The sequence below is a fragment of the Streptomyces chisholmiae genome (genome assembly GCF_031845445.1).
GTDB lineage: Bacteria > Actinomycetota > Actinomycetes > Streptomycetales > Streptomycetaceae > Streptomyces > Streptomyces chisholmiae.
In genome coordinates, this window is record NZ_JAVREO010000008.1 from 279,046 (window position 1) to 298,549 (window position 19,504).

27 protein-coding genes are annotated in these 19,504 nt (G+C 71.1%); 24 read left to right on the forward strand and 3 right to left on the reverse strand.

Annotated elements, in window-relative coordinates:
* The first annotated feature begins 7 nt into the window (after positions 1 to 7).
* From rpsH to truA, 17 genes are all read left to right on the forward strand, one after another.
* Positions 8 to 406, forward strand: coding sequence for a 30S ribosomal protein S8 (gene rpsH / locus RM844_RS15885; protein WP_311667842.1), 399 nt, complete (start codon positions 8 to 10; stop codon positions 404 to 406).
* 22 nt (positions 407 to 428) lie between these two features.
* Positions 429 to 968, forward strand: a complete 540-nt coding sequence (gene rplF / locus RM844_RS15890) for a 50S ribosomal protein L6 (RefSeq protein ID WP_311667843.1) — start codon at positions 429 to 431, stop codon at positions 966 to 968.
* Between the two features lie 2 nt (positions 969 to 970).
* The gene (gene rplR / locus RM844_RS15895) at positions 971 to 1,354 is read left to right on the forward strand and encodes a 50S ribosomal protein L18 (RefSeq protein ID WP_311667844.1); all 384 of its coding nucleotides are present in this window, start codon (positions 971 to 973) and stop codon (positions 1,352 to 1,354) included.
* Positions 1,355 to 1,392: 38 nt separating this feature from the next.
* Positions 1,393 to 1,992 (forward strand): 30S ribosomal protein S5, encoded by a 600-nt coding sequence (gene rpsE, locus RM844_RS15900; RefSeq protein WP_097230405.1) that lies wholly within the window; start codon positions 1,393 to 1,395, stop codon positions 1,990 to 1,992.
* Positions 1,992 to 2,174 carry a 50S ribosomal protein L30 gene (rpmD, locus tag RM844_RS15905; RefSeq protein ID WP_097230406.1) on the forward strand — a complete coding sequence of 61 codons (183 nt, stop codon included), beginning with the start codon at positions 1,992 to 1,994 and terminating at the stop codon, positions 2,172 to 2,174. Before rpsE ends, rpmD begins: the two co-directional genes overlap by 1 nt.
* A 1-nt stretch (position 2,175) precedes the next feature.
* A complete protein-coding gene (rplO, locus tag RM844_RS15910) occupies positions 2,176 to 2,652 on the forward strand; it encodes a 50S ribosomal protein L15 (protein WP_311667845.1) in 477 nt (158 codons plus the stop codon).
* A 195-nt stretch (positions 2,653 to 2,847) separates the two neighbouring features.
* Positions 2,848 to 4,170: a preprotein translocase subunit SecY gene (secY, locus tag RM844_RS15915; protein WP_311667846.1), complete on the forward strand. Its 1,323-nt coding sequence runs from the start codon at positions 2,848 to 2,850 to the stop codon at positions 4,168 to 4,170.
* Positions 4,170 to 4,823, forward strand: a complete 654-nt coding sequence (locus RM844_RS15920) for an adenylate kinase (protein ID WP_311667847.1) — start codon at positions 4,170 to 4,172, stop codon at positions 4,821 to 4,823. Before secY ends, RM844_RS15920 begins: the two co-directional genes overlap by 1 nt.
* Before the next feature lie 79 nt (positions 4,824 to 4,902).
* Positions 4,903 to 5,748, forward strand: a complete 846-nt coding sequence (map, locus tag RM844_RS15925; protein WP_311667848.1) for a type I methionyl aminopeptidase — start codon at positions 4,903 to 4,905, stop codon at positions 5,746 to 5,748.
* Between the two features lie 135 nt (positions 5,749 to 5,883).
* A complete protein-coding gene (gene infA / locus RM844_RS15930; protein ID WP_311667849.1) occupies positions 5,884 to 6,105 on the forward strand; it encodes a translation initiation factor IF-1 in 222 nt (73 codons plus the stop codon).
* Between the two features lie 44 nt (positions 6,106 to 6,149).
* Positions 6,150 to 6,263 carry a 50S ribosomal protein L36 gene (gene rpmJ, locus RM844_RS15935; RefSeq protein ID WP_049567412.1) on the forward strand — a complete coding sequence of 38 codons (114 nt, stop codon included), beginning with the start codon at positions 6,150 to 6,152 and terminating at the stop codon, positions 6,261 to 6,263.
* 189 nt (positions 6,264 to 6,452) lie between these two features.
* Positions 6,453 to 6,833 (forward strand): 30S ribosomal protein S13, encoded by a 381-nt coding sequence (gene rpsM, locus RM844_RS15940; protein ID WP_311667850.1) that lies wholly within the window; start codon positions 6,453 to 6,455, stop codon positions 6,831 to 6,833.
* A gap of 70 nt (positions 6,834 to 6,903) precedes the next feature.
* Positions 6,904 to 7,308: a 30S ribosomal protein S11 gene (rpsK, locus tag RM844_RS15945; protein WP_016473404.1), complete on the forward strand. Its 405-nt coding sequence runs from the start codon at positions 6,904 to 6,906 to the stop codon at positions 7,306 to 7,308.
* 27 nt (positions 7,309 to 7,335) lie between these two features.
* Complete coding sequence (gene rpsD / locus RM844_RS15950) at positions 7,336 to 7,962, forward strand: 30S ribosomal protein S4 (protein ID WP_311667851.1); 627 nt, start codon at positions 7,336 to 7,338, stop codon at positions 7,960 to 7,962.
* Positions 7,963 to 8,132: 170 nt separating this feature from the next.
* On the forward strand, positions 8,133 to 9,155 hold the full coding sequence (locus RM844_RS15955; protein ID WP_311667852.1) for a DNA-directed RNA polymerase subunit alpha: 1,023 nt from the start codon (positions 8,133 to 8,135) through the stop codon (positions 9,153 to 9,155).
* A gap of 119 nt (positions 9,156 to 9,274) precedes the next feature.
* Entirely contained in the window at positions 9,275 to 9,772 is a 498-nt protein-coding gene (gene rplQ, locus RM844_RS15960; RefSeq protein WP_311667853.1) for a 50S ribosomal protein L17, read from the forward strand.
* 89 nt (positions 9,773 to 9,861) lie between these two features.
* On the forward strand, positions 9,862 to 10,728 hold the full coding sequence (gene truA, locus RM844_RS15965; RefSeq protein ID WP_311667854.1) for a tRNA pseudouridine(38-40) synthase TruA: 867 nt from the start codon (positions 9,862 to 9,864) through the stop codon (positions 10,726 to 10,728).
* A gap of 25 nt (positions 10,729 to 10,753) precedes the next feature.
* Here truA and RM844_RS15970 read toward each other — a convergent pair whose 3' ends face one another.
* Complete coding sequence (locus tag RM844_RS15970) at positions 10,754 to 11,632, reverse strand: hypothetical protein (protein WP_311667855.1); 879 nt, start codon at positions 11,630 to 11,632, stop codon at positions 10,754 to 10,756.
* 113 nt (positions 11,633 to 11,745) lie between these two features.
* On the opposite strand from RM844_RS15970, the gene RM844_RS15975 reads away from it, so the two are divergent.
* The 4 genes from RM844_RS15975 to glmM all read left to right on the forward strand — a co-directional run bounded on the left by RM844_RS15975 (position 11,746) and on the right by glmM (position 16,077).
* On the forward strand, positions 11,746 to 13,365 hold the full coding sequence (locus RM844_RS15975) for an ABC-F family ATP-binding cassette domain-containing protein (protein WP_311667856.1): 1,620 nt from the start codon (positions 11,746 to 11,748) through the stop codon (positions 13,363 to 13,365).
* A 226-nt stretch (positions 13,366 to 13,591) separates the two neighbouring features.
* Complete coding sequence (rplM, locus tag RM844_RS15980; protein ID WP_311667857.1) at positions 13,592 to 14,035, forward strand: 50S ribosomal protein L13; 444 nt, start codon at positions 13,592 to 13,594, stop codon at positions 14,033 to 14,035.
* Between the two features lie 42 nt (positions 14,036 to 14,077).
* On the forward strand, positions 14,078 to 14,590 hold the full coding sequence (gene rpsI, locus RM844_RS15985; protein WP_311667858.1) for a 30S ribosomal protein S9: 513 nt from the start codon (positions 14,078 to 14,080) through the stop codon (positions 14,588 to 14,590).
* A gap of 122 nt (positions 14,591 to 14,712) precedes the next feature.
* Positions 14,713 to 16,077 (forward strand): phosphoglucosamine mutase, encoded by a 1,365-nt coding sequence (gene glmM / locus RM844_RS15990; RefSeq protein WP_311667859.1) that lies wholly within the window; start codon positions 14,713 to 14,715, stop codon positions 16,075 to 16,077.
* A gap of 46 nt (positions 16,078 to 16,123) precedes the next feature.
* Here glmM and coaA read toward each other — a convergent pair whose 3' ends face one another.
* Positions 16,124 to 17,179, reverse strand: a complete 1,056-nt coding sequence (coaA, locus tag RM844_RS15995) for a type I pantothenate kinase (protein WP_311667860.1) — start codon at positions 17,177 to 17,179, stop codon at positions 16,124 to 16,126.
* A 59-nt stretch (positions 17,180 to 17,238) separates the two neighbouring features.
* On the opposite strand from coaA, the gene RM844_RS16000 reads away from it, so the two are divergent.
* The 3 genes from RM844_RS16000 (at position 17,239) to RM844_RS16010 (ending at position 18,821) form a co-directional block, all read left to right on the forward strand.
* The gene (locus tag RM844_RS16000; RefSeq protein ID WP_311667861.1) at positions 17,239 to 17,955 is read left to right on the forward strand and encodes a glucosamine--fructose-6-phosphate aminotransferase; all 717 of its coding nucleotides are present in this window, start codon (positions 17,239 to 17,241) and stop codon (positions 17,953 to 17,955) included.
* Positions 17,952 to 18,320, forward strand: coding sequence for a holo-ACP synthase (locus RM844_RS16005; RefSeq protein WP_311667862.1), 369 nt, complete (start codon positions 17,952 to 17,954; stop codon positions 18,318 to 18,320). Before RM844_RS16000 ends, RM844_RS16005 begins: the two co-directional genes overlap by 4 nt.
* A 144-nt stretch (positions 18,321 to 18,464) precedes the next feature.
* Positions 18,465 to 18,821 (forward strand): hypothetical protein, encoded by a 357-nt coding sequence (locus tag RM844_RS16010; RefSeq protein WP_311667863.1) that lies wholly within the window; start codon positions 18,465 to 18,467, stop codon positions 18,819 to 18,821.
* A 23-nt stretch (positions 18,822 to 18,844) separates the two neighbouring features.
* Here RM844_RS16010 and RM844_RS16015 read toward each other — a convergent pair whose 3' ends face one another.
* Positions 18,845 to 19,480 carry a GNAT family N-acetyltransferase gene (locus RM844_RS16015; protein ID WP_311667864.1) on the reverse strand — a complete coding sequence of 212 codons (636 nt, stop codon included), beginning with the start codon at positions 19,478 to 19,480 and terminating at the stop codon, positions 18,845 to 18,847.
* Positions 19,481 to 19,504 lie beyond the last annotated feature (24 nt).

The following is a 19,504-nucleotide window of genomic DNA, read 5'->3' on the forward strand; positions in this document are numbered from 1 at the left end:
CCGTTTTATGACCATGACCGACCCCATCGCAGACATGCTGACTCGTCTGCGTAACGCGAACTCGGCGTACCACGACACCGTGGTGATGCCGCACAGCAAGATCAAGACGCACATCGCGGAGATCCTCCAGCAGGAGGGCTACATCACCGGCTGGAAGACCGAGGACGCCCAGGTGGGCAAGAGCCTCGTCCTGGAGCTGAAGTACGGCCCCAACCGCGAGCGTTCGATCGCTGGCATCAAGCGCATCTCCAAGCCGGGCCTGCGGGTCTACGCGAAGTCCACCGCGCTCCCGCGAGTGCTGGGTGGCCTGGGCGTGGCGATCATCTCCACGTCGAACGGCCTGCTGACCGACCGGCAGGCTCAGAAGAAGAACGTGGGCGGGGAAGTCCTCGCCTACGTCTGGTGACGGAAGGGAACGGAGGACAGCCATGTCGCGTATTGGCAAGCAGCCCATCCAGGTTCCCGCCGGCGTGGACGTCACCATCGATGGTGCCGTGGTCGCGGTGAAGGGTCCCAAGGGCACCCTGTCGCAGGCCATCGCCGCGCCCATCGTGGTGGCCAAGGGTGAGGACGGTCAGATCGTCGTCTCCCGGCCCAACGACGAGAACCGCAACCGTGCGCTGCACGGCCTGTCGCGCACCCTGGTGGCCAACATGATCACCGGTGTGACGCAGGGATACATCAAGAAGCTCGAAATCAGCGGCGTTGGTTACCGCGTCCAGGCGAAGGGCTCCAACCTGGAGTTCTCCCTGGGCTACAGCCACCCGATCCTGGTGGAGCCCCCGGAGGGGATCGCCTTCAAGGTCGAGACCCCGACCCGCTTCAGCGTCGAGGGCATCGACAAGCAGAAGGTCGGCGAGGTCGCGGCGAAGATCCGCAAGCTGCGGAAGCCCGACCCGTACAAGGCCAAGGGCGTGAAGTACGAGGGCGAAGTCATCCGCCGCAAGGTCGGAAAGGCTGGTAAGTAGCCATGGCATACGGTGTCAAGATCGCCAAGGGCGACGCACGGAAGCGGGCGGCCACCAAGCGGCGGCACATCCGCATCCGCAAGAAGATCTCGGGCACGTCCGAGCGTCCCCGTCTGGTGGTGACCCGGTCCAACCGCCACATGGTGGCGCAGGTCGTGGACGACACCATCGGGCACACGGTGGCCTCGGCCTCGTCGCTCGATGTCTCCATCCGGGGCGCCGAGGGCGCCAAGGGCGACAAGGCCAAGCAGGTCGGCGCCCTGGTCGCCGAGCGGGCCAAGGCCGCCGGTGTGGAGAGCGTCGTGTTCGACCGCGGTGGCAACAAGTACGCCGGCCGGGTGGCCGCGTTGGCGGACGCCGCGCGCGAGGCCGGGCTCAAGTTCTGAGCCGGTCCCGTCCGAAGATTCGAGAGAGGTAGTAACCAATGGCTGGACCCCAGCGTCGCGGTGGCGGCGCCGGTGGCGAGCGGCGGGATCGTAAGGGTCGGGACGGCGGTTCCGCCGCCGAGAAGACCGCGTACGTCGAGCGCGTCGTCGCGATCAACCGTGTCGCCAAGGTAGTTCAGGGTGGTCGTCGCTTCAGCTTCACCGCGCTTGTCGTGGTGGGCGACGGCGATGGCACCGTCGGTGTCGGCTACGGCAAGGCCAAGGAGGTGCCGGCCGCCATCGCCAAGGGCGTGGAGGCCGCGAAGAAGCACTTCTTCAAGGTCCCCCGCATCCAGGGCACGATTCCGCACCCGATCAAGGGTGAGGAAGCGGCCGGGATGGTGCTGCTCAAGCCGGCTTCGCCCGGTACCGGCGTGATCGCCGGTGGCCCGGTGCGCGCCGTGCTGGAGTGCGCGGGCATCCACGACGTGTTGAGCAAGTCGCTCGGTTCGTCGAACCCGATCAACATCGTGCACGCCACGGTGGCCGCGCTCCGCGGTCTCCAGCGTCCCGAGGAGATCGCGGCCCGCCGCGGTCTGCCCCTCGAAGACGTGGCGCCGGCCGCCCTGTTGCGTGCCCGCGCCGGAGTGGGTGCGTGATGGCACAGCTGAAGATCACCCAGGTCAGGTCCCGCATCGGGACCAAGCAGAACCACCGCGAGACGCTGCGCTCCCTCGGGCTGCGGCGGATCAACGACGTGGTGGTCAAGGAAGACCGGCCGGAGATCCGCGGCATGGCCAAGACCGTGCGGCATCTGGTGACGGTCGAGGAGGTGGACTGAGATGGCTGACCTCGAAAAGGGGAACGCGTCGAGCGGCCCGCTGAAGCTGCACAACCTCAGCCCGGCCCCGGGCGCCAAGAAGGCCAAGATCCGGGTGGGTCGTGGTGAGGCGTCCAAGGGCAAGACCGCGGGTCGCGGTACCAAGGGCACCAAGGCCAGGTACCAGGTGCGGGCCGGCTTCGAGGGCGGGCAGCTGCCGCTGATCATGCGGCTGCCCAAGCTCAAGGGTTTCCGTAACCCGGCGCACAAGTACTTCCAGGTGGTGAACATCGAGAAGCTCGCCGCCCTCTACCCCGAGGGTGGTGAGGTGACGGTGGCCGACCTGGTGGCCAAGGGCGCGGTGCGCAAGAACCAGCTCGTGAAGGTGCTGGGCAGCGGCGAGATCTCGGTGGCGCTGACGGTGACGGTTGACGCCGTTTCCGGCTCCGCCAAGGAGAAGATCACCGCGGCCGGTGGCTCCGTGACCGAGTTGTCCTAATTGCCGGTGGATCTTCGGCCGGTGAACTGAGTGACCGGGGGTGCCTGAGAAGCGGGCATCCCCGGTCAGTCGTTCCGGCCAGGCCCATCCGCCGGTAAGGTGGCGGTCGTTGTGCCGCCAGCAGACTGAACTGTCATATCCGTTGGACTTCAAGACCCTAACCTCTCGCGTGGCGCGGGGGGTGCAGGAGGAGCCGTGCTCACCGCGTTCGCCCGGGCGTTCCAAACGCCTGATCTGCGTAAAAAGCTGCTCTTCACCCTGAGCATCGTCGTGGTGTTCCGGCTGGGCCAGCACGTACCTGTGCCCGGCGTGAGCTTCCAGAACGTCGATCAATGTGTGAAAGAGGCCGAAGCGGGCGCCGGTTCCGGGCTCTTCGGGCTGGTCAACATGTTCAGCGGCGGTGCGCTGCTGCAACTCACCATCTTCGCGCTGGGGATCATGCCGTACATCACGGCGAGCATCATCCTCCAGCTGCTGGTGGTGGTGATCCCGCGGCTGGAGGCCCTGAAGAAGGAGGGGCAGTCCGGCCAGGCGAAGATCACGCAGTACACCCGCTACCTCACCATCGCCCTCGCGGTGCTCCAGGCCACCGGCCTGGTCGCCACCGCTCGCAGTGGCACCCTGTTCCCCCAGTGCACGGTGCGGAACGACATCATCCCCGACGACTCGATCTTCACCACCCTGGTGATGGTCATCGCGCTGACCTCGGCCACCGCGCTGATCATGTGGATGGGTGAGCTGATCACCGACCGCGGCATCGGCAACGGCATGTCCATGCTGATGTTCGTCTCCATCGCCGCCGGCTTCCCGGCCTCGCTCTGGCAGATCAAGCAGCAGGGCAGCCTGGCCGACGGTTGGATCGAGTTCGGCACCGTGGTGGCCTGTGGTCTCGCCATGGTGGGCCTGGTGGTCTTCGTCGAGCTGGCCCAGCGTCGTATCCCGGTGCAGTACGCCAAGCGGATGATCGGGCGTCGCTCGTACGGCGGCACCTCGACCTACATCCCGCTCAAGGTCAACCAGGCCGGCGTGATCCCCGTGATCTTCGCCTCCTCGCTGCTCTACATCCCGCAGCTCCTGGTGCAGTTCGCCGGCAGTGAGTCCGGCGGTTGGACGGACTGGGTGCAGCGGTACTTCACGGGCGGTGACCACCCGTACTACATCACCACGTACTTCCTGCTGATCGTCTTCTTCGCCTTCTTCTATGTGGCCATCACCTTCAACCCTGAGGACGTGGCCGAGAACATGAAGAAGTATGGTGGTTTCATCCCGGGTATCCGGGCAGGCAGGCCCACGGTCGAATATCTGAGCTACGTACTGAACCGGATCACCTGGCCTGGTTCGCTGTACCTCGGCCTGATCGCCCTGGTGCCCACCGTCGCTCTGGTCATGTTCGACGCGCAGCAGGACTTCCCGTTCGGTGGCACGTCGATCCTGATCATCGTGGGTGTGGGTCTGGAGACCGTGCGGCAGATCGAGAGCCAGCTCCACCAGCGAAATTACGAAGGGTTCCTCCGCTGATGCGCATCGTCCTCGTCGGACCGCCGGGTGCGGGCAAGGGCACACAGGCCGCCCTGCTGGCCGAACAGCTCGGCATCCCGCACATCTCCACCGGCAATCTCTTCCGGGCCAACATCACCGAGGGCACGGAGCTGGGCCGGAAGGTCGAGTCGATTCTGCGCGAGGGCGGGCTGGTCCCGGACGAGGTGACCATCGCCATGGCCGCCGACCGGATGGCCCAGCCCGACGCCGCGAACGGCTTCCTGCTGGACGGCTTCCCGCGGAACATCGGTCAGGCGAAGGCGCTGGACACCTCGCTGGCCGAGGCCGGCCAGAAGCTGGACGCGGTGCTGGACCTGGAGGTCCCCGAGGACGAGGTGGTCAAGCGGATCGCCGGCCGCCGGATGTGCCGGCGGGACAGCGCGCACGTCTTCCACACGGCGTACAACCCGCCGCGGACCGAGGGCGTCTGCGACGTCTGCGGCGGGGAGCTGTACCAGCGCGAGGACGACCAGGCGGACACCGTCCGCCATCGGCTCGCGGTCTACCACGAGGAGACCGAGCCGATCATCGACTACTACCGGGAGCAGGGCCTGGTGTCGACGATCCCGGCCCTCGCCCCGGTGCCCGAGGTGACCCGGCGGGCGCTGGCCGTCCTGCCGAACCTCGGCTGACGCGCCACCCGCTGGTGAGCGCCGGCTGCTCGGCCGGCTGACGGCCGGCCGACCGCCGGCGCCGAAAGGAACCCTTCCGATGGTGGAGATCAAGACCCCGGAGCAGATCGCCCGGATGCGGGCCGCGGGTCTGGTGGTGGCCGAGATACACCGCAGGTGCGCCGAGGCGGCGGTGCCGGGGGCCACCACGGCCGATCTGGACCAGGTCGCCGCGCGGACGCTGGCCGACCACGGTGCCAAGCCCAACTTCCTGGGCTACGGCGGTTTCCCCGGGAACATCTGCACCTCGGTCAACGACGTGGTGGTGCACGGCATCCCCGGCGAGGGCACCGTGCTCAGGGACGGCGACCTGCTCTCCATCGACGCGGGCGCGATCGTGGACGGCTGGCACGCGGACGCGGCGCTCACCGTCTTCGTCGGCGGTGCGACGGCCGAGCGGCCGGCCGAGCTGGTCGAGCTGAACCGGGTGACCGAGGAGTCGCTCTGGGCCGGCATCGCCGCGATGCGCAAGGGCAACCGCCTGGTGGACGTCTCCCGGGCGATCGAGACCTACGTCCGGCGCCAGCCGAAGCCGGCGTCCGGCAAGTACGGCATCGTCGAGGGGTACGGCGGACACGGCATCGGCTCCGAGATGCACATGGACCCGCACGTGCTGAACTACGTCGAGCGGGGGAGGGGCCGCGGCCCCAAGCTGGTGCCCGGGCTCTGCCTGGCGATCGAGCCGATGTTGACCCTGGGCACCCCTCGGACCCATGTGCTGGCCGACGAGTGGACCGTGAAGAGCGACGACGGCACCTGGGCCTCGCACTGGGAGCACTCGGTGGCGCTGACCGAGCGCGGCCCGCTGGTGCTGACCGCGGTGGACGGCGGCCGGGCCAAGCTCGCCGAGCTGGGCGTGACGGCGGCCCCCGATCCCTTGGCATAATGATCAGCTGCCCGGGGAAGAATCACCGATTCGTCTTTTCGGGTGGGGCTGTCGTAGACTGATTCGTCGGTCCTGGTGCACCCGTCTGTCCAGGGCCATCCAGGTAGCCGATCCCGGAAGGTGAAGCGCTCAAGTATGGCCAAAAAACAAGGGGCCATCGAAATCGAGGGCACCGTCGTCGAGTCTCTGCCGAACGCCATGTTCAAGGTGGAGCTCCAGAACGGGCACAAGGTCCTCGCGCACATCAGCGGCAAGATGCGGATGCACTACATCCGTATTCTTCCCGACGACCGGGTCGTGGTGGAGCTGTCTCCCTACGACCTGACCCGCGGGCGGATCGTCTACCGCTACAAGTAGAACCTCATATCGAGACAGATCGAGACCCGGAGATCCTCACACCCATGAAGGTCAGGCCGAGCGTCAAGAAGATCTGCGACAAGTGCAAGGTGATCCGCCGCCACGGGCGCGTCATGGTCATCTGCGAGAACCTGCGCCACAAGCAGCGCCAGGGCTGACGCACCGCACGACTCGCAGCACTCTTCGCCGCGACGCTAGCGACAAGTAAAAACGCAGTCACCCGACCCCTCGCTCAGCGCGGGGACGACACCCCCGGTCGGAGGCCGGGGACCCGGCTCGTAAGCCCATCGAGTCTTACGGGAACGGTGCTGCGGCAGACCTCCGAGTATCCAACAGGAGCCACTTACATGGCACGCCTCGCAGGCGTTGACCTCCCGCGCGACAAGCGCGTCGAGGTCGCCCTCACCTATGTCTTCGGCATCGGGCGCACCCTTGCCAAGCAGACGCTGGCCAACACCGGGGTGAACCCGGACACCCGCGTGCGCGACCTCGCCGAGGAAGACCTCGTCAAGCTCCGCGACTACGTGGACGGCAACTTCAGGACCGAGGGTGACCTCCGTCGGGAGATCCAGGCCGACATCCGTCGCAAGGTCGAGATCCAGTGCTACGAGGGGCTTCGGCACCGTCGTGGGCTGCCGGTGCACGGCCAGCGGACCAAGACCAACGCCCGCACCCGCAAGGGCCCGCGTCGCGCGATCGCCGGCAAGAAGAAGCCGGGCAAGAAGTAGTCCGCCAGGACGTAGACCACCGGTCCGTCACTGGCAGGACCGACCACCTCCACGGGAGTGAGAGAGCTACATGCCTCCAAAGGGCCGTACGGCCGGCGCCAAGAAGGTGCGCCGGAAGGAAAAGAAGAACGTCGCTCACGGGCACGCCCACATCAAGAGCACGTTCAACAACACGATCGTCTCGATCACCGACCCCACGGGCAACGTGATCTCCTGGGCCTCGGCTGGCCACGTCGGCTTCAAGGGCTCGCGTAAGTCCACGCCGTTCGCCGCGCAGATGGCCGCGGAGAACGCCGCCCGGCGCGCGCAGGAGCACGGGATGCGCAAGGTCGACGTCTTCGTGAAGGGCCCCGGCTCCGGCCGGGAGACCGCGATCCGCTCGCTCCAGGCCACCGGCCTGGAGGTGGGCTCGATCCAGGACGTCACCCCCACCCCGCACAACGGCTGCCGCCCGCCGAAGCGCCGCCGCGTCTGACCCAGCCGAAGTAGGAGACACAACAAAATGGCGCGTTACACCGGGGCCGACTGCAAGCGTTGCCGTCGGGAGAAGCAGAAGCTCTTCCTCAAGGGAGCTAAGTGCGAGAGCGCGAAGTGCCCGATCGAGATCCGTCCTTACCCCCCGGGTGAGCACGGACGCGGGCGCACCAAGGACAGCGAGTACCTGCTGCAGAAGCGCGAGAAGCAGAAGTGCGCGCGCATCTACGGCATCCTGGAGAAGCAGTTCCGGGGGTACTACAACGAGGCCAACCGCCAGTCCGGCAAGACGGGTGAGAACCTGCTCCGGATCCTGGAGTCCCGGCTGGACAACGTGGTCTACCGCGCGGGCTTCGCCAAGTCCCGTGACCACGCTCGTCAGCTGGTCCGGCACGGGCACATCCTGCTCAACGGCAGGAAGACGGACATCCCGTCCGCCCGGGTCTCGCCGAGCGACATCGTCGAGGTGCGGGAGTCGTCCCGCGCCCTGACGCCGTTCCAGGTGGCGCAGGCCGAGGCCGGCGACAAGACGGTTCCGGCCTGGCTGGAGTCCGTCCCGTCGCGGCTGCGGATCCTGGTCCACTCGCTGCCCGAGCGCCAGGTGATCGACACCCAGGTGCAGGAGCAGCTGATCGTCGAGCTGTACTCGAAGTAACACCTCGCGGGGCCCGCCCCGCGAAGCGACAACCGGCTCGGGCCTTCCCGGCCCGCGGGGGTCGTCGGGTGACATGGTTCACCTGGCGGCCCCCGTACCCTGGAAGGTCCCCCACCCACATCGTCTGGCTCGGCATCAAATAGCGGGTGCCGAAGACTGGAGTTTTCTTCATGCTGATCGCTCAGCGTCCCTCCCTGACCGAAGAGGTCGTGGACGAGTTCCGTTCCCGGTTCGTCATCGAGCCGCTGGAGCCGGGCTTCGGCTACACCCTCGGCAACTCCCTGCGGCGCACGCTGCTCTCCTCCATCCCCGGTGCCGCCGTGACGAGCATCCGGGTCGAGGGCGTGCTGCACGAGTTCACCACCGTGCCCGGGGTCAAGGAGGACGTCACCGACCTGATCCTCAACATCAAGCAGCTGGTCGTCTCCTCCGAGCACGACGAGCCGGTCGTGATGTACCTGCGCAAGCAGGGCCCCGGTCTGGTGACCGCCGCCGACATCGCGCCGCCGGCCGGTGTCGAGGTGCACAACCCCGACCTGGTGCTGGCCTCCCTGAACAACAAGGGCAAGCTGGAGATGGAGCTGACCGTCGAGCGCGGTCGCGGCTACGTCTCCGCGGTGCAGAACAAGCAGGTCGGCCAGGAGATCGGCCGGATCCCGGTCGACTCCATCTACAGCCCCGTGCTGAAGGTCACCTACAAGGTCGAGGCGACCCGAGTCGAGCAGCGCACCGACTTCGACAAGCTGATCGTCGACGTCGAGACCAAGGAGGCCATGCGGCCCAGGGACGCCATGGCCTCGGCCGGCAAGACCCTGGTCGAGCTCTTCGGCCTGGCCCGCGAGCTGAACGTGGACGCCGAGGGCATCGACATGGGCCCGTCGCCGACGGACGCCGCGCTCGCCGCCGACCTGGCGCTGCCGATCGAGGAGCTGGAGCTGACCGTCCGCTCCTACAACTGCCTCAAGCGCGAGGGCATCCACTCGGTGGGTGAGCTGGTCGCCCGCTCCGAGGCCGACCTGCTGGACATCCGGAACTTCGGCGCCAAGTCGATCGACGAGGTCAAGGCCAAGCTGGCCGGCATGGGTCTGGCCCTCAAGGACAGCCCGCCCGGATTCGACCCGACCACGGCCGCCGACGCCTTCGGCGCCGAGGACGACGGCGACACCGGCTTCGCCGAGACCGAGCAGTACTGACCAGCGGTGGCCCGGGGCGGTGACGCCCCGGGCCCGCTGAACGACTTCCGGGGCGACCGGCCCCGGATGGCTGACACCGGTACCTGACACGGCCGGTGCAGAGATGACAGGAGAGAGACATGCCTACGCCCACCAAGGGCCGCAGGCTGGGCGGCAGCCCCGCCCACGAGCGCCTGATGCTGGCGAACCTCGCCACCCAGCTCTTCGAGCACGGCCGGATCACCACCACGGTGGCCAAGGCCCGCCGGCTGCGCCCGGTGGCCGAGCGGCTGATCACCAAGGCGAAGAAGGGCGACCTGCACAACCGTCGCCAGGTGATGCAGACCATCCGGGACAAGAGCGTGGTGCACACGCTCTTCACCGACATCGGCCCCCGGTACGAGAACCGCCCCGGCGGTTACACCCGGATCACCAAGATCGGTCCGCGTCGGGGCGACAACGCGCCCATGGCCGTGATCGAGCTGGTCGAGGCGCTGACGGTGCAGCAGAAGGCCGTGGGCGAGGCCGAGGGCGCGACCAAGCGCGCGGTCAAGGAGCAGGAGACCGCCGCCGCCGAGCCGCAGGCCGAGGCCACCGAGGCCGCCGGTGAGCAGGCCGAGGAGAAGAAGGACGACTGAGTCCTTCCGGTTCCCGGTACTCCGACGGGCCCGCACCTGTGTCAGGTGCGGGCCCGCTCGTATGACCCCTTCCCCGAGAGGAGCTCGCCGTGGGCGAGGAAACCCGCTCCGGTCTGGTCCGGGTGCGGCTCGATCTGTCGTATGACGGGCGGGAGTTCTCCGGCTGGGCGCGGCAGCGCGGCCGGCGCACCGTGCAGGCCGAGTTGGAGGACGCGCTGCGGGTGGTGACCAGGGCGGAGCAGCCGTTCGAGCTGACGGTGGCCGGCCGGACCGACGCCGGGGTGCACGCGCGCGGGCAGGTGGCGCACGTGGACCTGCCGGTGGCGGTGTGGGCGGAGCAGCGGGAGCGGCTGCTGCGCCGGCTGGCCGGCCGGCTGCCGCACGACGTGCGGGTGTGGCGGGTGGCCGAGGCGCCCGAGCACTTCGACGCCCGGTTCTCCGCGCTCTGGCGCCGTTACGCCTACCGGGTCAGCGACCACCCGGGCGGCGTCGACCCGCTGCGCCGCGGGCACGTGCTGTGGCACAACTGGCCGTTGGACGTGGACGCGATGAACGAGGCGTCCGCGCTGCTGCTGGGGGAGCACGACTTCGCGGCCTACTGCCGCCGCCGGGAGGGCGCCACCACCATCCGCCGGCTGCTCACCCTGGGCTGGCGGCGGGAGCCGGACGGGGTGATCGAGGGCACGGTGCGGGCGGACGCGTTCTGCCACAACATGGTGCGGGCGCTGGTGGGCGCGCTGCTCTTCGTCGGGGACGGCCACCGGCCGCCCGACTGGCCGGCGCGGGTGCTGGCCGGCGGGGTGCGGGACTCGGCGGTGCACGTGGTGCGGCCGCACGGCCTGACCCTGGAGGAGGTGGCCTATCCGGCGGACGAGCGGCTGGCCGACCGGAACCGGGAGGCCAGGACGCTGCGCACGCTGGGCCTTGAGCCGGCCGACGGGCCGGTGGCCGGCTGAGCCGACGGGCCGGCCCGTCGGCTCGCTACTCGTCGGCCTCGTCCCTGGCGCGCTGCCGCTCCTCGACGATGGCGCTGGCCGAGGCGGACGCCTGGGCCTCGCCGCGCCTGATGATCTGCGCGAAGGCGTGGTCGTTGCCGTCCCGCGCGGCCTGCTGGGCCGGGGTGCCGTCGCCGCCGTCCGGGGTGCCGTCCGCGTTGCCCGCGATGGTGAGGTAGAGGTAGCGGCCGACCTGGTTGCGGGTGGCGCGGCAGCCGCCGCGGTCGCAGAGCGCCCCGGCGTCCCCGCCGGGCAGCGCCTGGAGGGTGCCGGTGAGGTCGTTGGTGGTGTGCACGGTGACCGCGGCCTCCTCGGAGGGGAGCTGGGCGACGCCCACCGTGACCGCGACGCCGCCGCCGGCGTAGGTGGCGCGGAGCATGCCGGTGCAGCCCTGCTCCTCCAGCAGCGTGGCCAGCTGGCCGGAGGCGAAGTCCGCGCAGCTCTCGGTGGCGTCGCTGGCCACCTGGGCGTAGGAGCGGTCCCCTGCCTCCAGCGCGTCCTCACCGTAGAAGCCGGCGACATCGAAGGGCGCGATGTCCTTCTCGGCGTCGCTGATGAACTCGCGGGCCGACGGCAGCGGCGGGAGCGAGGTCTCGCCGAAGGTCGGCCCGGCGTTGTCCGGCTCCTCGGTGGTCTCCGGCAGGGTCGTCGCCGCGTCCGTGCCGCCCCCGCCCTGGTCGTCACCCTGGTTGACGATGGCCAGCGCCACCACGACGCCGATCAGCGCCGCCGCGCCGACGCTGGTGCCGATGACGGTCCAGCGCTTCCTGGCGCGCTTCCTGTCCGCGTCCGTGGCCAGCGCGTTCCAGTCCGGACGCGCGTCTCCCCCGGGGACCCACTGGGGTCCCCCCTGCCCTTGACTCATGTATCGCAGTTTAGTGGGGTGAGACGGCCGGAGACGGCGTCGGTCCGTGCCGTTCTGGTCGCCGTGCGAAAACGGATTGGCAACGGCCGCCGGCGGTCGGCAGACTGCGTCGAATGGGACACATCGAGGCGGCGCACGTCGAGTACCAGCTGCCCGACGGGCGGCTGCTGTTGGCGGACGCCTCGTTCCGGGTCGGCGAGGGCGAACGGGCGGCCCTGGTGGGCGCCAACGGCGCCGGGAAGACCACCCTGCTGCGGCTGCTCGCCGGGGAACTGCGGCCGCACGGCGGGACGGTGACGGTCAGTGGCGGCCTCGGCGTGATGCCGCAGTTCGTGGGGAGCGTGCGGGACGAGCGCACGGTGCGGGACCTGCTGGTTTCGGTGGCCGACCCGCGGGTGCGGGACGCCGCGCTGGCGGTGGACGCGGCCGAGCTGGCGATGATGGAGCACGACGACGAGCCGACCCAGCTGGCCTACGCGCAGGCGCTGGCCGACTGGGGCGAGGCGCGCGGCTACGAGGCGGAGACGCTCTGGGACGTCTGCACCACCCAGGCGCTGGGCACGCCCTTCGAGCGGGCCCGCTGGCGTGAGGTGCGGACGCTCTCCGGCGGGGAGCAGAAGCGGCTGGTGCTGGAGGCCCTGCTGCGCGGGCCCGACCAGGTGCTGCTGCTGGACGAGCCGGACAACTACCTGGACGTGCCGGGCAAGCGCTGGCTGGAGCGGCGGCTCGCGGAGACCGGCAAGACGGTGCTGTTCGTCTCGCACGACCGGGAGCTGCTGGCCCGGGCCGCCAACCGGATCATCAGCGTGGAGCCGAGCCCGGCCGGCTCGGACGTGTGGGTGCACGGCGGCGGCTTCGACGGCTTCCACGCGGCGCGCGAGCAGCGGTTCGCGCGGTTCGAGGAGCTGCGGCGCCGCTGGGACGAGCAGCACGCCCGGCTGAAGCGGCTGGTGGTGGACCTGCGGCAGTACGCGTCGCGCAGCGACGACATGGCGTCCAGGTACCGGGCGGCGCAGACCAGGCTGCGGAAGTTCGAGGAGGCCGGGCCGCCGCAGGAGCCGCCGCGTCGGCAGGAGATCACCATGCGGCTGCGGGGCGGCCGGACCGGGCTGCGCGCGGTGACCTGCCAGGCGCTGGAGCTGACCGGCCTGATGCGCCCCTTCGACCTGGAGGTCTTCTACGGGGAGCGGGTGGCGGTGCTGGGCTCCAACGGCTCGGGCAAGTCGCACTTCCTGCGGCTGCTGGCGGGCGAGCCGGTGGCGCACTCCGGGGCCTGGAAGCTGGGCGCCCGGGTGGTGCCCGGGCACTTCGCGCAGACCCACAGCCATCCGGAGCTGGTCGGGCGCACCCTGCTGGACATCCTGTGGACCGAGCACGCCAGGGCCCGCGGGCCGGCCACCTCGGCGCTGCGCCGCTACGAGCTGGACCGGCAGGCCGAGCAGCGCTTCGACCGGCTCTCCGGCGGGCAGCAGGCGCGGTTCCAGATCCTGCTCCTGGAGCTGGCCGGGACGACCGCGCTGCTGCTGGACGAGCCGACGGACAACCTGGACCTGGAGAGCGCGGAGGCCCTCCAGGAGGGGCTTGAGGCGTTCGAGGGCACGGTGCTCGCGGTCACCCACGACCGCTGGTTCGCCCGCTCCTTCGACCGGTTCCTGGTCTTCGGGGCGGACGGCGAGGTGCGGGAGACGCCCGAGCCGGTGTGGGACGAGCGGCGGGTGCGGCGGGCCAGGTAGGAGTGGTCGCCGGGGCTCGTTTTGACCGGTCCGCCGAGGGCGCGGTATTCTGCCTGGTCGATAATGCGTTTGGCTTGCTCTATCTCACGTGAGGGGCCCAGCGCCGGTCCACCAGGACGGTTTCCAGCGGTCGATACCCGGTTTGCGTCACCGGATTCGACCACACGGTCAGATCGCCGGGTGGCCTTGTCAGGAACCACTCACTGAAAAGCGAAGGCTACGACCCGTGCGTACGTACAGCCCCAAGCCCGGCGACGTCCAGCGTCAGTGGCACGTCATTGACGCCGCCGATGTCGTGCTGGGCCGCCTGGCCTCCCAGGCCGCCACCCTTCTGCGGGGCAAGCACAAGCCGGTGTACGCGCCGCACGTTGACACCGGTGACTTCGTCATCATCGTCAACGCCGACAAGGTGCACCTGTCCGGTAACAAGCGGACCCAGAAGCTTGCCTACCGCCACTCCGGCTACCCGGGCGGTCTCCGCTCGGTCCGCTATGGCGACCTGCTGGAGAAGAACCCCGAGCGGGCCGTCGAGAAGGCCGTTCGCGGGATGCTCCCGAAGAACACCCTGGGCCGTCAGATGCTCTCGAAGCTGAAGGTCTACGCCGGTCCCGAGCACCCGCACGCCGCCCAGCGTCCGGTGCCGTTCGAGATCACCCAGGTCGCGCAGTAAGTCCGGCCACACCCCCAAGCTGAAGAGAATCTGAGGAGAATCGTGGCCGAGACCACTGCCGAGAACCTGGACGCCGAGGTCCCCGAGGTCGAGGAGTACACCACCGAGAGCGCCAGCGAGGAGTTCGCCGTCGCCGGCGAGCAGCTCGACGGCCGCTTCGGTGACCCGCTCCCCGGCGCCGGGACCGGCCGCCGGAAGAACGCCATCGCCCGGGTCCGGATCGTTCCGGGCAGCGGCAACTGGCGGATCAACGGCCGCACCCTGGAGGGGTACTTCCCCAACAAGGTGCACCAGCAGTCCGTGAACGAGCCGTTCAAGGTGCTGGAGCTGGACGACCGCTATGACGTGATCGCCCGCATCGCCGGTGGCGGCATCTCCGGCCAGGCCGGCGCGCTGCGCCTCGGCGTGGCCCGTGCGCTGAACGAGGCGGACGTGGACAACAACCGCGGCCCGCTGAAGAAGGCCGGCTTCCTGACCCGTGACGCCCGTGCGGTGGAGCGGAAGAAGGCCGGTCTGAAGAAGGCGCGTAAGGGCACGCAGTACAGCAAGCGGTAATCGCTGGCAGGAATTTTGCATGCGCCCCGGCAGCACTTCCGTGCTGCCGGGGCGTCCGCTTTTGTAGGGTCAACACGGATAACGGTCACGGGCCGCGTGGGCTGAACTCGGAGGAAAGAACAGTGGGACGACTCTTCGGTACGGACGGTGTACGCGGCGTCGCCAACGCGGATCTGACGGCCGAGCTGGCGCTCGGCCTGTCCGCCGCGGCGGCGCGGGTGTTGCCCGGGCCGGAGAGTACCGAGCGCGCGGGCCGCCGGCCGACCGCCGTGGTCGGCCGCGACCCCCGCGCCTCCGGGGAGTTCCTGGAGGCGGCGGTGGTGGCCGGGCTGGCCAGCGCGGGCGTCGACGTGCTGCGGGTCGGGGTGCTTCCGACGCCGGCGGTGGCCTACCTGACCGGCTCGCTGGGCGCCGACTTCGGCGTGATGCTCTCCGCCAGCCACAACCCGATGCCGGACAACGGGATCAAGTTCTTCGCCCGCGGCGGCCACAAGCTCGCCGACGAGCTGGAGGACCGGATCGAGGCGGCCTACCGGGAGGCGGTGGCCGGGCAGCCCCAGGACCGGCCGGTGGGGGCCGACGTCGGCCGGGTCACCGAGTACCAGGAGGGCTTCGACGCCTATGTGGCGCACCTGGTCGGGGTGCTGCCGAACCGGATCGACGGCCTCCGTATCGTGCTGGACACCGCGCACGGCGCGGCCTCCCGCGTCGCACCCGAGGCGTTCGCCCGGGCCGGCGCCGATGTGATCAGCATCGGCGCCGACCCGGACGGGCTCAACATCAACGACGGCTGCGGATCGACGCACCTGGGGGCGCTGCGGGACGCGGTGCTCAGCCACGAGGCCGACCTGGGCATCGCGGTGGACGGCGACGCGGACCGCTGCCTGGCCGTGGACGGCGCGGGCGCCGAGGTGGACGGGGACCAGATCCTGGCGGTGCTGGGCGTGGCCATGCGGGAGGCCGGCACGCTGCGGCAGGACACCGTGGTCTCCACCGTGATGTCCAACCTGGGCTTCACCCTGGCCATGGAGCGCGAGGGGCTGCGGGTGCGGCAGACCGCGGTGGGCGACCGCTACGTGCTGGAGGAGATGAAGCTCGGCGGCTTCTCGCTGGGTGGCGAGCAGTCCGGCCACGTGATCGTGCTGGACCACGCGACCACCGGCGACGGCAGCCTCACCGGGCTGCTGCTGGCGGCCCGGGTCGCGGCGACCAGGCGCCCGCTGGCCGAGCTGGCCGAGGTGATGACGCGGCTGCCGCAGGTGCTGATCAACGTGCGGGACGTGGACCGGTCCCGGGTCGCGGACAGCCGGGAGCTGGCCGAGGCGGTGGCCGAGGCGGAGCGGCAGCTGGGCGAGACCGGGCGGGTGCTGCTGCGACCCTCCGGCACCGAGCCGCTGGTCCGGGTGATGGTGGAGGCGGCGGACGCGGCGCAGGCCAGGGCGGTGGCCGCCGGGCTGGCCGACGTGGTGAAGTCGGCGCTGGGCTGAGCCCTGGCCGGGCCCCCGGCGGTGTTCGCCGGGGGGCCGGGCCGGGTCAGAGCTTGCGCAGCCGCAGGCCGTGCACCGCGTGGTCGGCGCCCTTGCGGAGCACCAGCGACGCCCGGCCGCGGGTCGGGGCGATGTTGTCCACCAGGTTCGGGCCGTTCACCGTGCGCCAGGTGGTCCTGGCGAAGTCCAGGGCCTCCTCCTCGGAGAGTTCCGCGTACCTGCGGAAGAAGGAGCGCGGGTCGCGGAACGCGGTCGCCCGCAGGGCCTGGAAGCGCGTCAGGTACCAGCTTTCGATGTCCGTGGTGCGGGCGTCCACGTAGACGGAGAAGTCGAAGTAGTCGGCGACGCCGATCCGTCCGGGCGGCGCCGGCTGGAGCACGTTCAGCCCCTCCAGGATCAGGATGTCGGGCCGGCGCACGGTCTCCTGTTCGCCGGGGACGATGTCGTAGACCAGGTGCGAGTAGACCGGGGCCCGTACCTCGGCGCGGCCCGACTTCACCTCGGCCACGAAGCGGGTCAGCGCCCGCCGGTCGTAGGACTCGGGGAAGCCCTTGCGGCGCATCAGGCCGCGCCGCTCCAACTCGGCGTTCGGCAGCAGGAAGCCGTCGGTGGGCACCAGCGCCACCCGGTATTCCTCCGGACCCTGGGCGAGCAGCGCCCGCAGCAGCCTGGCGACGGTGGACTTGCCCACCGCGACGCTGCCGGCGATGCCGATCACGAACGGGGTGGCCGGCTGTGGGCCGCCGAGGAAGCCGCCCACCCGGCCGCGCAGCTGCCGCGCCGCGTCGATGTGCAGCCGCAGCAGCTCGCAGAGCGGCAGGTAGATGTCCCGCACCTCGGCCAGGTCGATCACGTCGCCGAGCCCGCGCAGCCGCTCCACCTGCTCGGCGGTCAGCGGGTTGGGCGCTCCGTCCCTGGGCTTGACCCAGTCGGCGCGGGACAGGTCGACGTAGGGGCTGGGCCGCTGCGGGCGGCCGGTGCGCGCCGGCCGTGCCGGCTTCGGCGGCTGGTCCGGCTGGTCCGACTTGGTCGGCTGGTCCGGCTGGCCGGCGGGGTGGGGCCGGTCGGGGCGCTGGCCGTGCTCGGGGGGTGAGGTTGCCACGCTCCTCATTGTTCCGTCCGGCTTGGCGCGCCGTGCGGCGGCCCCGATACCCTGCCGCCATGTGCGGGATCGTGGGGTACACGGGGGTCCAGTCCGCCCTCGACGTGGTGCTGGCCCAGCTCGACGAGGTGGGTGGGCCGGAGCACGATGTCTGCGGGGTGGCGGTGCTGGCCGACGGCGGCCTGGCCTGCCCGCCGGGTGCCGACTCGCTGGCCGCGCTCCGCGCCGGGCTGCGGCAGCGGCCGCTGCCCGCCGCCGGCAGCGGCATCGGCCTGCGCCGGCGGGCCGGCGAGCCGGCGGAGTCGGGGCCGCAGCTGGACGAGGCCGGCCGGGTGGCCGTGGTGCTGGTCGGTGAGCCGAGCAACCGCGCCGAGCTGGCCGCCGAGTTGACCGGACGCGGCCACGAGCTGCGGACCGGTGCCGCGGGCGAGGTGGTGGCCCGGCTGCTGGCCGAGGCGTTCTCCTCGGCGTTCGAGCCGGCCGAGGCGGCGCGCCAGCTGTGCCGCGCGCTGCGCGGCGACTTCGCGTTCCTGGCCCTGCTCGCGGACGCCCCCGACACGGTGGTCGCCGCCCGCCGGGGGGTGCCGCTGACCGTGGCGCTCGGGGCGGGGGAGGCGCAGCTGGCCTCGGAGCGGGCGGCGCTGGCCGCCCAGCCGGCGGGCGAGCTGCTGCCGCTCGGCGACACGCCGGGGGAGCAGGTGGTGCTGCTGCGCCGGGAGTGGGACGAGGTCCGGTGCGAGGTCACGGACGCCGAGGGGAGCGTGCTGCACGCATGATCGTGGGCGTGGGCATCGACGTGGCGGAGATCGACCGGTTCGCCCGGTCGCTGGAGCGGACCCCGGAGCTGGCCGAGCGGCTCTTCGTGGCCGCCGAGCTGCTGCTGCCGAGTGGGCAGCGGCGCGGCGTCGCCTCGCTGGCGGCGCGGTTCGCGGCCAAGGAGGCGCTGGCCAAGGCGCTGGGCGCGCCGGGTGGGCTGCGCTGGACGGACGCCGAGGTGGTGCAGACCGAGTCGGGCCGCCCCCGGCTTGAGGTGCGCGGCACGGTCGCGGCCCGGGCGGCGGAGCTGGGGGTCACCGGCTGGCACGTGTCGCTGAGCCATGACGCGGGGGTGGCCTCCGCGGTGGTGATCGCGGAGGGCTGACGCCGGCCGGGTCCGGCCCCGGTCGGTCGGCGCCTCCTGCTTCCGCGCCCGGGCTGGCGGGCCCGACTGTCAGTGCCGGCTGGCAGGGTGGGCACCGTGATCTCGGTGGCGGATGTGACGGCGCGGACGGATGCGGAGGGCGTCATGCCCCTGCTCACCCTGGACGAGTTCTTCGACGACAACGGGGACGAGGAGTCCCTCGCGCCCAACCAGTGGGGCTACGGCCGGCCCCCGTTGGCCGTGTTGGCCGCCCGGCTGGCGGAGATAGCCGGCCGGCCCGAGGTGGCCTGGGTGCGGGTCCAGCCGCATCCGGAGACGCTCGACCTGGCGCGGCTGGCCGGCGAGGCGGTGGCGATCTGCGCGCCGGTCGACGAGGCACGCTGCGCGGCGTGGGTCGAGGGCCTGGAGTCCAGCGGGGTGCTGGCCGGCCTGGTGGACGACTACCGGGAGGTGCCGCCGGTGCCGGCCGGCGCCACGGTGTGGTCCGTGCTGTGGGACTGAGACGCCCGCCCGGTGGGCGGCGGTCAGGCTGGTTGGCGGGCGGCCGGCTCGGGGTCGGTGGCCAGCCGGGCGTGTAGGTGTTCGTCGTGGTGGGCGCCGTCGCCGAACCGGTGGGAGTCGCGCAGGGTGCCCTCGGCCGGGTAGCCGCAGCGCTGCGCCACCCGGCAGGAGGCCGGGTTGCCGACCGCGTGGGCGATCTCGATCCGCCGGGCGTCGGCCGTCGCGAAGGCCCAGCGGGTCGCCGCCTCGGTGGCCCGGGTGGCCAGGCCGCGCCCGCGGGCCGCCGGCAGGGTCCAGTAGCCGATCATGGCCAAGCCGTCGGCGCGGTCCACCCAGCGCACGGTGACGCTGCCCAGCACGGCCCCGTCGGCGGCGTCCAGGGCGGCGAAGGCGGCGGCGCCGCCGCGTGTCCAGCCCTCGTCGCGCGCCGCGAGCCAGGCCAGTGCGTCGTCCCGGCTGGTGGTGGCGAGGGGGTTCCACAGGGCGATCAGCGGGTCGGCGGCCGCCGCGACCAGGGCGTCCGCCGTGGCTTCGGGCCCGGCGGGGCCTCGGCCCCAGGGGTGCAGCCGCACCGCGCCCAGGTCGAGGGTGGCGCGGATGAAGTGCCGCCGGTCGGCGGTGTCCCCGGGGCTCCCGGAGGTGGGCGTGGCACTGCTCATGCCACCCTTCCTATCCGGCGCGTA

What these genes read in the sequence shown, in the direction of transcription:
- rpsH (WP_311667842.1), top strand. Translation starts at nt 8, where the DNA reads ATGACCATGACCGACCCCATCGCAGACATGCTGACTCGTCTGCGTAAC.
- rplF (WP_311667843.1), top strand. Translation starts at nt 429, where the DNA reads ATGTCGCGTATTGGCAAGCAGCCCATCCAGGTTCCCGCCGGCGTGGAC.
- rplR (WP_311667844.1), top strand. Translation starts at nt 971, where the DNA reads ATGGCATACGGTGTCAAGATCGCCAAGGGCGACGCACGGAAGCGGGCG.
- rpsE (WP_097230405.1), top strand. Translation starts at nt 1,393, where the DNA reads ATGGCTGGACCCCAGCGTCGCGGTGGCGGCGCCGGTGGCGAGCGGCGG.
- rpmD (WP_097230406.1), top strand. Translation starts at nt 1,992, where the DNA reads ATGGCACAGCTGAAGATCACCCAGGTCAGGTCCCGCATCGGGACCAAG.
- rplO (WP_311667845.1), top strand. Translation starts at nt 2,176, where the DNA reads ATGGCTGACCTCGAAAAGGGGAACGCGTCGAGCGGCCCGCTGAAGCTG.
- RM844_RS15920 (WP_311667847.1), top strand. Translation starts at nt 4,170, where the DNA reads ATGCGCATCGTCCTCGTCGGACCGCCGGGTGCGGGCAAGGGCACACAG.
- map (WP_311667848.1), top strand. Translation starts at nt 4,903, where the DNA reads ATGGTGGAGATCAAGACCCCGGAGCAGATCGCCCGGATGCGGGCCGCG.
- infA (WP_311667849.1), top strand. Translation starts at nt 5,884, where the DNA reads ATGGCCAAAAAACAAGGGGCCATCGAAATCGAGGGCACCGTCGTCGAG.
- rpmJ (WP_049567412.1), top strand. Translation starts at nt 6,150, where the DNA reads ATGAAGGTCAGGCCGAGCGTCAAGAAGATCTGCGACAAGTGCAAGGTG.
- rpsM (WP_311667850.1), top strand. Translation starts at nt 6,453, where the DNA reads ATGGCACGCCTCGCAGGCGTTGACCTCCCGCGCGACAAGCGCGTCGAG.
- rpsK (WP_016473404.1), top strand. Translation starts at nt 6,904, where the DNA reads ATGCCTCCAAAGGGCCGTACGGCCGGCGCCAAGAAGGTGCGCCGGAAG.
- rpsD (WP_311667851.1), top strand. Translation starts at nt 7,336, where the DNA reads ATGGCGCGTTACACCGGGGCCGACTGCAAGCGTTGCCGTCGGGAGAAG.
- RM844_RS15955 (WP_311667852.1), top strand. Translation starts at nt 8,133, where the DNA reads ATGCTGATCGCTCAGCGTCCCTCCCTGACCGAAGAGGTCGTGGACGAG.
- rplQ (WP_311667853.1), top strand. Translation starts at nt 9,275, where the DNA reads ATGCCTACGCCCACCAAGGGCCGCAGGCTGGGCGGCAGCCCCGCCCAC.
- RM844_RS15970 (WP_311667855.1), bottom strand. Translation starts at nt 11,632, where the DNA reads ATGAGTCAAGGGCAGGGGGGACCCCAGTGGGTCCCCGGGGGAGACGCG.
- RM844_RS15975 (WP_311667856.1), top strand. Translation starts at nt 11,746, where the DNA reads ATGGGACACATCGAGGCGGCGCACGTCGAGTACCAGCTGCCCGACGGG.
- RM844_RS16000 (WP_311667861.1), top strand. Translation starts at nt 17,239, where the DNA reads ATGTGCGGGATCGTGGGGTACACGGGGGTCCAGTCCGCCCTCGACGTG.
- RM844_RS16005 (WP_311667862.1), top strand. Translation starts at nt 17,952, where the DNA reads ATGATCGTGGGCGTGGGCATCGACGTGGCGGAGATCGACCGGTTCGCC.
- RM844_RS16010 (WP_311667863.1), top strand. Translation starts at nt 18,465, where the DNA reads ATGCCCCTGCTCACCCTGGACGAGTTCTTCGACGACAACGGGGACGAG.
- RM844_RS16015 (WP_311667864.1), bottom strand. Translation starts at nt 19,480, where the DNA reads ATGAGCAGTGCCACGCCCACCTCCGGGAGCCCCGGGGACACCGCCGAC.